Source organism: Sphaerisporangium sp. NPDC004334 (genome assembly GCF_053602655.1).
The window spans coordinates 1-6,768 of the sequence record NZ_JBSGDZ010000068.1; the positions used below are offsets into that span (position 1 = coordinate 1).

The following is a 6,768-nucleotide window of genomic DNA, read 5'->3' on the forward strand; positions in this document are numbered from 1 at the left end:
ATCAGGGCGCCGGAGAAGGCGGAGAAGGAAGGCAGCAAGTTGCCGACCGCGATCCATTTCCTGTCACCGTCCCACTGGACCTCCACACCGAAACCACGCCCGAAGCTCGCGGCGGCGGCCCTGGCCGTCGTGGCCGCCCTGGCCACGCCGGCCGTGTCCGCCTGCACGGCCGGCACCGAGAACGCGCCCGCGAAGCCGCAGAGCGGGAGCACCCCCGACCGGACCCCGGTCACCATCACGATGTGGCACGGCTTCGTCGCCGACAACGAGCTCAAAGCCTTCGACGACGCCCTTGCGGGGTTCCACCGGCAGTACCCCTGGATCACCGTCACGACCACCAAGGCCGTCCAGGACGACCAGATCATCCAGGCCTCGCGCGGCGGCAACCCGCCGGACGTGGCGCTGTCGTTCACCACCGACAGCGTCGCGACCTTCTGCAAGACCGGCATCTTCCAGGATCTCGAGCCGTACATGGCGGCGAGCAAGGTGCAGGAGTCGCTGTTCCCGAAGGTCATCGCCGAGTACACCCAGTACAAGGGCCGGCGGTGCGTGATGCCGATGCTCGCCGACACCTACGGCCTGTACTACAACAAGAAGCTGATGAAGGGCGCGCAGCCCCCTAAGACGCTGTCGGAGCTGGCCGCGCTGACCAAGAAGCTCACCGTGCGCGACTCCAAGGGCGACATCAAGGTCGCCGGGTTCGTGCCGGGCAGCCAGATGTACGAGAACGCCCCGATCCACACCGGGACGATGGTCGGCGCGAAGTGGACCAACCCGGACGGCACCTCGGCCATCGGCGGCGACCCGGCGTGGAAGAAGCTGATGACCTGGCAGAAGGACCTGGTCGACTGGTTCGGGTACGACAAGCTGGAGAAGTTCCGCAAGAGCTTCGGTGACGAGTGGTCGGCCGACAACCCCTTCATGAAGGGGCAGGTCGCCATGGCCATCGACGGCGAGTGGCGCAACGCCATGATCGCCTCCGACGCCTCCGGCCTCGACTACGGCACCGCGCCGGTCCCGGTCGCCGACGACCGGCCCGACCTGTACGGCGGCGGCTTCATCGCCGGCACGGTCATCGGCATCCCGCGGGGCGCCAAGCACGCGCAGGCCGCCTGGGACCTGGTGCGCTACCTCACCACCGACACCGACGCGCTGGTCACCCTGTCCAACGCCCTGCGCAACGTGCCGAGCACGCTGCCGGCGCTGCAGTCGCCCAAGCTGGACAAGGACCCGAACTTCCAAACCTTCCTCGACATCTTCGCCAACCCCGCGAGTAGCACCCTGCCCGCCCACATCAACTCGGCCTTCAACCAGCAGACGCTGCAGGAGGCGCAGATCAAGTGGGAGTCCGGCCGCGGTGACGACCTGGACGCGCTGCTCGCCGACGTCGACAAGAAGATCGACGACAAGCTGAAGCTCACCGCGGGCGGCTGATCCGATGGCGACGACGACGCTCGGGCGCCGCGGGAACGCGGCGCCCGTCCCGGCCCGGTCCCCGCGGCGCCGCCGCGGCCTGGTGGCCCTGCTGTTCCTGTCGCCCTGGCTGGTGGGTTTCGGGCTGTTCTTCGCCTACCCGCTGCTGGCGACCGTCTACTTCTCCTTCCAGCGGTACGACCTGTTCAGCCTGGAACCGGTGGGGCTGCTGAACTACCGGTACTTCCTGCGGGACGAGGCCGCCTGGACCGCCATCAGGAACACGCTGTGGCTGGTCGCGGTGATGGTGCCGCTGCGGGTGGCGTTCGGCCTGGGCGTCGCCCAGCTCATCACCCGGCTCAAGGCCGGGGCCGGCTTCTACCGCACCGTGTTCTACCTGCCCTCGCTGGTGCCGCTGGTCGCCGGGACGCTGGGGTTCGTGTACCTGCTCAACCCGGCGAGCGGACCGGTGGCGGCGGCGTTGTCGGCGCTCGGCCTGCCCTCCCCCGACTGGTTCGGCGACCCGGCGTGGGCCAAGCCCGGCCTGACCCTGCTGGCCCTGTGGTCGGTCGGCGACCTCATGGTCATCTTCCTGGCGGCGCTGCTGGACGTGCCCAAGCAGCTGTACGAGGCCGCCGCGCTGGACGGCGCGGGCGCCTGGCAGCAGTTCGCCCACATCACCCTGCCGGTGATCCGCCCGGTGCTGATGTTCGCCGCGGTCACCGGGGTCATCCAGACGCTGCAGTACTTCACGCAGGCGATGGTGGCGGCGCGGGTGGCCTCGGGGGGCACCGACTCCGCCGGGACGGTCTTCGTCCCCGGCTACCCCGACCAGTCCACCCTGACCTTCCCCGAATGGCTCTTCCACCAGGGGTTCCGCGACTTCGCCATGGGCTACGCCTGCGTGCTGGCGCTCATCCTGTTCGCGGTGTCCATGGTGTTCACCCTGATCCTGCTGCGCCAGTTCCGCGGCATCGAGGAGGAGGCATGACCCTCACCGCGGCTCCGGCCCCGCCGGCCGGGCGCGCCCGCCCGCGCGTCCCGCGCGGCCACCGGCGGCGCGTCGCGCTCGGCTGGATCGCCACCCACGCGCTCGCCATCGCCCTGGCGATCATGTTCATCGGCCCGCTGGTGTTCATCGCCCTGACCGCGGTGATGACCGACCACCAGGCGCTCACCTCGCGGCTGTGGCCCGACCACTTCGAGTGGGGCAACTTCGCCGACATCTTCCGGCGGGCGCCGCTGCTCACCTGGATCGGCAACACGCTGCTGTACGCGGTCCTGGCCACCGTGTTCATGCTGGTGTCGTCCATCCCGGTCGCCTACGCGCTGGCGCGGCTGCGCTTCCCGGGGCGCAGGCTGGCGTTCCTGCTGGTCATCACCACGATGATGCTGCCTCCGCAGGTGGTGGCGGTGCCGATCTACATCCTGTGGGCGCGCTTCCACCTGACCGGGACGCTGTGGCCTCTCATTCTGCCCATGCTGCTCGGCGACGCGTTCTCCATCTTCCTGCTGCGGCAGTTCCTGGTGACCATCCCCCGGGAGTACTCCGACGCGGCGCGGGTGGACGGATGCGGGGAACTGCGCACGCTGGTGCGGGTCATCCTGCCCATGGCGCGGCCCGCGATCGCCGCGGTGGCGCTGTTCCAGTTCTTCTACTGCTGGAACGACTACTACGGTCCCCTGCTGTACGCCGGGACCGAGCCCTCGAACTGGACGCTGTCGCTGGGACTGGCATCCTTCAAAGCCGTGCACCACACACAGTGGAACCTCACCATGGCCGCCACCCTGCTGGCCATGGCACCGGTGATCATCGTGTTCTTCTTCGCCCAGAAGGCCTTCATCGAGGGCGTCAAGCTGACGGGAGTCAAGTGATGAAACTGGCCGTTGTCGGGGGCGGCTCGACCTACACGCCCGAGCTGATCGACGGCTTCGCGCGCCTGCGCGACGAGCTTCCCATCTCCGAGATCGTCCTGGTGGACCCCGACGAGCGGCGGCTCGCGCTGGTGTCGGCGATGGCGTCGCGGATGCTGCGCAGGGCCGGCCACCCGGCCGTCGTCTCCACGGCCGCCACCGTGGACCAGGGCGCGGCGGGGGCGCAGGCCGTGCTGCTGCAACTGCGGGTGGGCGGGCAGGCCGCCCGCAACGTGGACGAGACGCTGCCGCCGGCCTGCGGCTGCGTCGGGCAGGAGACCACCGGCGCGGGCGGGCTGGCCAAGGCGCTGCGCACCGTCCCGGTGGTGCTGGACATCGCCGAACGCGTCGCCAAGGTGGCGCCCGACGCCTGGATCGTGGACTTCACCAACCCGGTCGGCATCGTCACCCGGGCGCTGCTGCAGGCCGGGCACCGGGCCATCGGCCTGTGCAACGTGGCCATCGGGTTCCAGCGGCGCTTCGCCGCCCACCTCGGCGTCGCCCCCGAGCGGGTCTCGCTCGGCCACGTCGGGCTCAACCACCTCACCTGGGAACGTTCCGTCCACGTGGACGGCCGGGACGTCCTGCCGGAGCTGCTGGCCGACCACGGCGAGGAGATCGCCGCCGACATCGGCCTGCCCGCGCCGCTGATCCGGCGGCTCGGCGTCGTGCCGTCGTACTACCTGCGCTACTTCTACGAGCACGACGCCGTGGTGGCCGAGCAGCTCGGCAAGCCCTCCCGCGCGGCCGAGGTGGCCGCCCTGGAGGAGTCGCTGCTGCGCATGTACGCCGACCCCGCCGTGGACACCAAGCCCGAGCTGCTCGCCAGGCGCGGCGGCGCCTTCTACTCCGAGGCGGCGGTGGCCCTGATCGCCTCGCTGGCCGGCGACCGGGGCGACGTCCAGGTGGTCAACCTGCGCAACGACGGCACGCTGCCCTTCCTGCCCGACGACGCGGTGATCGAGGTCCCCGCGCGGGTCGGCTCCTCCGGCGCCGCCGCCCTGCCGGTCGACCCGGTCGAGCCGCTGTACGCCGGGCTGATCGCGCACGTCACCGCCTACGAGGCGCTGGCGCTGGAGGCCGCCCTGCACGGCGGCGCCGACCGGGTCGCCGACGCGCTGCTCGCCCACCCGCTGGTAGGGCAGGCGTCCCTGTCGTCCGACCTGGCCGCCCGGCTGGTCGCCGCCAACCGCGCCTTCCTGCCCTGGGCCGGCGACGGGGCGGTGCCCGCGTGAGGACGGTCCTGGCCGTCGACGGCGGCAACAGCAAGACCGACGTCGCCCTGGTGGCCGAGGACGGCACCGTCCTGGCCACCGGCAGGGGCGGCGCGTTCGTCCCGCAGAGCGCGGGCGTGGCCGCCGCGATCGACGTGCTCGGCCACACCGCGCGGCTGGCCCTCGGCCCGCAGGCCGAGCCGCCGTACGCCGACCTGGTGGCGGCGTACGTGGCCGGGGCCGACCTGCCCGTGGAGGAGGACCTGCTCCACGACGAGATCATGGCCCGCGGGTACGGCCGGCGGGCCGTCGTCGGCAACGACACCTTCGCGCTGCTGCGGGCCGGCACCTCCCGGCCGTGGGGCGCCGCGGTGGTGTGCGGCGCCGGCATCAACGCGGTCGCGGTCGCCCCTGACGGCCGGGTCGCCCGCTACCCGGCCCTCGGCAGGATCAGCGGCGACTGGGGCGGCGGCCTGGGCCTGGGCGAGGAGGTGCTGTGGCACGCCGTGCGCGCCGAGGACGGCCGGGGCCCGGCGACCGCCCTGCTCGACATCGTGCGCGGGTTCTTCGGCGTGCGGCTGGCCGAGGAGGTCACGATCGCCCTGCACTTCGGCGAGCTGCGGGCCGACCGGCTCCACGGGCTGGTGCCCGAACTGCTGGCGGCCGCGGCCGCCGGAGACGCGGTCGCCCGCGACGTGGTGGAACGCCAGGCCGACGAGGTCGCCGTGATGGGCGTGGCCGCGATGCGCCGCCTCGGCATGCTCGACGACCCGTGCGAGGTGGTGCTGGGCGGCGGCGTGCTCACCTCGCGCGACCCGCTGCTGACCGCGCTGGTCGAGGAGCGGTACGCCGCGCAGGCGCCCCGGGCGGCGCTGGTGGTGGCCGCGCTGCCGCCCATCGCGGGGGCCGCGCTGCTCGGCCTGGACCGCCTCGGCGCCGGGCCGGAGGCCGCCGACCGGCTCAGGGACGCCTTCGCCGGCGCCCCCGGCGGCCGTCCGGCGCCCACCGCCGCGCCATCGGCCTGACGGCTCGGTCAGGCCAGGCGGGCGCGCACCTCGGTCAAAAGCCGGCGGAACCAGGCGTGCCCAGGGTCGGCGTCGTGCACCGGGTGCCACCAGAAGGCCTCGACCAGCGGGACCGCCTCGAACGGGCATTCCAGGACGCGCACGTCCAGCGCGTCGGCCACGACGGCGGCGAGCCTTTCCTGCATGAGGGCGATGGCGCCGGTGTGACACACCAGCCGCGGCATGGCCAGGAAGGACTCGGCGACCGCGATCACGCGCAGCCGCACGCCGAGCAGTTCCATCTGCCGCCACGGGGCCGCCCTGCCCATCGGGTCGCTGAAGGTCGTGACCCAGGGCAGGGCGTCCAGGTCGGCCATGGTCAGCCGGTCGCCGACCACCGGGTTGGCGGTGGAGACGACGCAGACCCACCGGTCGCGGAACAGGTCCATTCTGCGCGGCAGGTCGAGGTAGCCGTGCGGCATGAGCACGCCGTCGGAGGTGCGGTAGAAGTCGGGGTCGCGGGAGAAGGCCTCGGGCGTCGCCGGCTCGAAACGGATCGAGGCGTTCGGCGCCCGCCGCTCCAGCACCCCGATCAGGTGCCGGCCGGCCACGCTCAGGCCGTAGTCGGAGGACACGACGGTGAAGGTGCGCCCCGACCTGGCCGGGTCGAACTCCGCCTGGGCGGAGAACACCCGATCCACGGCCGAGACGGCGACGGCGGCCAGCGGGCACAGGTGCCGGGCGAAGGGGGTCAGCTCGTAGTGGTTGCCCACCCGGGTGAGCAGTTCGTCGTGGAAGTGGCGGCGCAGCCGGGCCAGCGCCGCCGACAGGGTGGGCTGGGTTCGCCCCAGTCTGAGCGCGGCCCCGGTCACCGTGCGCTCGGTCAGCAGCGCGTGCAGCGCCTGGAGGTGGACGTTGTCCAGTCCGTGCGGATGGGCCCGCCCCTCCCCCGTCCCGTCCGGCGGCCGGGCGCCCGGACCGGCGCCGGCCGGCGGGGACGCACCCCGCGCGGGGCGGCCCGGCTGCTTGGTGCCCACGTCAGCACCCTACGCGTCCCCCGAGATGGCGCTCGACGCCGGTGCCCCGGTCGCCGCGCGGCCCGTCCTGGGGGCCATCACCGCCAGGACATGGGGGCCGTCCTGGCGCCCGCCGCCGTCCCCGCCGTCCGCGCCGTCCGCGCCGTCCGCGCCGTCCCCGGCCGTTCGCGCGGGCCGTTCGCGCGG

At 72.9% G+C, this 6,768-nt stretch carries 6 protein-coding genes; 5 read left to right on the forward strand and 1 reads right to left on the reverse strand.

Annotation, left to right across the window (positions count from 1 at the left end; translation table 11 throughout):
- The 5 genes from ACWEN6_RS40690 to ACWEN6_RS40710 all read left to right on the forward strand — a co-directional run.
- A partial coding sequence (locus ACWEN6_RS40690; RefSeq protein ID WP_452577541.1) for an extracellular solute-binding protein occupies positions 1–1,434 on the forward strand: 1,434 nt, incomplete at its 5' end.
- A 4-nt stretch (positions 1,435–1,438) separates the two neighbouring features.
- The gene (locus ACWEN6_RS40695) at positions 1,439–2,404 is read left to right on the forward strand and encodes a carbohydrate ABC transporter permease (protein ID WP_452577543.1); all 966 of its coding nucleotides are present in this window, start codon (positions 1,439–1,441) and stop codon (positions 2,402–2,404) included.
- On the forward strand, positions 2,401–3,288 hold the full coding sequence (locus ACWEN6_RS40700; RefSeq protein ID WP_452577545.1) for a carbohydrate ABC transporter permease: 888 nt from the start codon (positions 2,401–2,403) through the stop codon (positions 3,286–3,288). Before ACWEN6_RS40695 ends, ACWEN6_RS40700 begins: the two co-directional genes overlap by 4 nt.
- Positions 3,288–4,562 carry a 6-phospho-beta-glucosidase gene (locus ACWEN6_RS40705; protein ID WP_452577547.1) on the forward strand — a complete coding sequence of 425 codons (1,275 nt, stop codon included), beginning with the start codon at positions 3,288–3,290 and terminating at the stop codon, positions 4,560–4,562. Before ACWEN6_RS40700 ends, ACWEN6_RS40705 begins: the two co-directional genes overlap by 1 nt.
- Positions 4,559–5,566 carry an N-acetylglucosamine kinase gene (locus ACWEN6_RS40710; protein WP_452577549.1) on the forward strand — a complete coding sequence of 336 codons (1,008 nt, stop codon included), beginning with the start codon at positions 4,559–4,561 and terminating at the stop codon, positions 5,564–5,566. Before ACWEN6_RS40705 ends, ACWEN6_RS40710 begins: the two co-directional genes overlap by 4 nt.
- A gap of 8 nt (positions 5,567–5,574) precedes the next feature.
- On the opposite strand, the gene ACWEN6_RS40715 is transcribed toward ACWEN6_RS40710, so the two are convergent.
- Positions 5,575–6,582 (reverse strand): LysR family transcriptional regulator, encoded by a 1,008-nt coding sequence (locus ACWEN6_RS40715; RefSeq protein ID WP_452577551.1) that lies wholly within the window; start codon positions 6,580–6,582, stop codon positions 5,575–5,577.
- Between the last annotated feature and the right edge of the window lie 186 nt (positions 6,583–6,768).

Coding starts and splice junctions, on each gene's coding strand:
- ACWEN6_RS40695 (WP_452577543.1), top strand. CDS start 1,439: ATGGCGACGACGACGCTCGGGCGCCGCGGGAACGCGGCGCCCGTCCCG.
- ACWEN6_RS40700 (WP_452577545.1), top strand. CDS start 2,401: ATGACCCTCACCGCGGCTCCGGCCCCGCCGGCCGGGCGCGCCCGCCCG.
- ACWEN6_RS40705 (WP_452577547.1), top strand. CDS start 3,288: ATGAAACTGGCCGTTGTCGGGGGCGGCTCGACCTACACGCCCGAGCTG.